This window comes from Thermoanaerobacterales bacterium (assembly GCA_030019475.1).
In the GTDB taxonomy this organism is placed as follows: Bacteria; Bacillota; Desulfotomaculia; order Desulfotomaculales; family JASEER01; genus JASEER01.
In genome coordinates this window covers 1-1,722 of record JASEER010000083.1, presented here as the reverse complement: position 1 = coordinate 1,722, position 1,722 = coordinate 1, and the positions used below count along the sequence as shown (strand labels likewise).

At 49.0% G+C, this 1,722-nt stretch carries 2 protein-coding genes; both read right to left on the bottom strand.

Going from position 1 to position 1,722, the window contains the following annotated elements; all coding sequences use genetic code 11:
- Positions 1–12: 12 nt before the first annotated feature.
- Complete coding sequence (locus QMC81_11915) at positions 13–699, bottom strand: PEP/pyruvate-binding domain-containing protein (protein MDI6908176.1); 687 nt, start codon at positions 697–699, stop codon at positions 13–15.
- On the bottom strand, positions 692–1,345 hold the full coding sequence (locus tag QMC81_11910; protein ID MDI6908175.1) for a TetR/AcrR family transcriptional regulator: 654 nt from the start codon (positions 1,343–1,345) through the stop codon (positions 692–694). The genes QMC81_11915 and QMC81_11910 overlap by 8 nt, the downstream gene beginning before the upstream one ends.
- Positions 1,346–1,722 lie beyond the last annotated feature (377 nt).

The following is a 1,722-nucleotide window of genomic DNA, read 5'->3' as shown; positions in this document are numbered from 1 at the left end:
ATTCTTGGACAATTAACACTGTCTATCCCCGGACATTATGGGGCGGCTGTAACAATTCAGAACCAGGACGTCTTCTCGACCTGTCCGGGGATCACATGTGAAACCAACACCAGCAGCCTCGGCCTCCACCATTTCCATAATGACTACGGCTGGTAGCACTTCGTCGTCTCTAATGCCCATTTTTCGGCGGTAGGTGACTGCCTGGGGTGTCCACAAGGAGGCATAACATCGTTTTATGGCGGACAGAACGTTGTCTAATCCCCGAACATTTAAGAAAGACTCGAGGATTCCGGCAAAAGAGGCCTTGTCGGAGTCTTCAGCACTGGCCGAAGACCGGACTGCTAACGGTTTATCAAGTAATTCGAGATGGCGGAGCTTGGAGATTAGTCCTTCTTGAAGGGATATAGAAACGCGACCGCTCTCGATTCTTTGTTTAACGACGAAGAGCTCTTCCTTAATAGCTGACTCGCCAATATTCTCAATCGTTATCTTCTGGGCAAGCCGTTCTAGGGTCTCTGCCAGATCGTTCTCTACGAGAAACTCCAAGTATGATCGGGCAGAAAAGACCCCTCCAGGGGGGATTCTAAAACCGTACCGGTCTAGCCGTGCCAGATTCCAACCTTTTCCCCCGACTACTCCCGCTCCAGCTTTGAAAGCTTCGGGCCAACTGAGAAAGGACGCTTTACAAGATTCATCCACTTGTATCTCCTCCTTTTGGATCCCTACCCGACCGGTTCATACATCCATTGAGAAAAAGATCAATACTTTTGGCGATAAAGGTCTGAACTGAGAACTCTTCTGGGTCTTTCAACCATCCCATGATCATTGTCAGGCGAATGGTATCCAATTGAATAACCATCATTTGTAAGGGGATATCCCGCCGGATTTCGCCGGCTTCCTGCCCCCTTATGAGGATTTCTTGAAGGATCGCGGTAATCCGGCTTCTCCGGATGTTTTTCTCACCATCACGTAACACGTCTTGCATTCGGAACGTAATGTATACTAGGTAGACATATCCTTTGATCCGCGCCCACTCCATCGACCTGTTAAATACGGCCATAAGCCGGGAGTAAGTATCGGGATTCTCTTGAATCAAGCAGTGCAATTCAGACTCCCGCTCCCTGATAAACCTGTCCACATATTCACTGATGATGGCTTCTTTTACCGGGAAATGGTTGTAAAGGGTCTTCCGGGCCACATCTGCCTGCTCGGCGATTTGCTCCATTGTTGTGGAGTCAAATCCTTGCTTGTCAAATAGGCCTATAGCCACATCGATGATCTTCGTTCTGGTCTTTTCTTTCTTTCTTTCCGCCCTGTTCAGAACTGACAAGTCCTGCAATTCCATTTTCCACCTCTAAATATACATATGGCATTATTACACAATGTATACTTACCTCTATTCTCCTCTTCCTGCCAGTTGCTGTCAAGAGGTTAATACACAAAAAATACCACAGAGTTGGAACCGAGCAGTATATTGAAAGCAAAGGACTCCCCTAGACGTCAAACGCTTGTCTCAAGTGGTCTTCTCGTTGGTTTGTCCCTCGACAAACACTCCACACCATCTTTACAAACAGCAAGCCTAGCCCGCGCGGAGTGGTCCTGGACGAAGCGGGCCGGGTATGCCGTATCGAACACTTCTCAGGCCGCATTTCCCGGAGATCGGGGCAGGGTATGCGGGATTATTTCTCCAGTTCCGCCCGTTCGCTACCGTAAGGCCCCCGG

Coding starts and splice junctions, on each gene's coding strand:
- QMC81_11910 (MDI6908175.1), bottom strand. CDS start 1,345: ATGGAATTGCAGGACTTGTCAGTTCTGAACAGGGCGGAAAGAAAGAAA.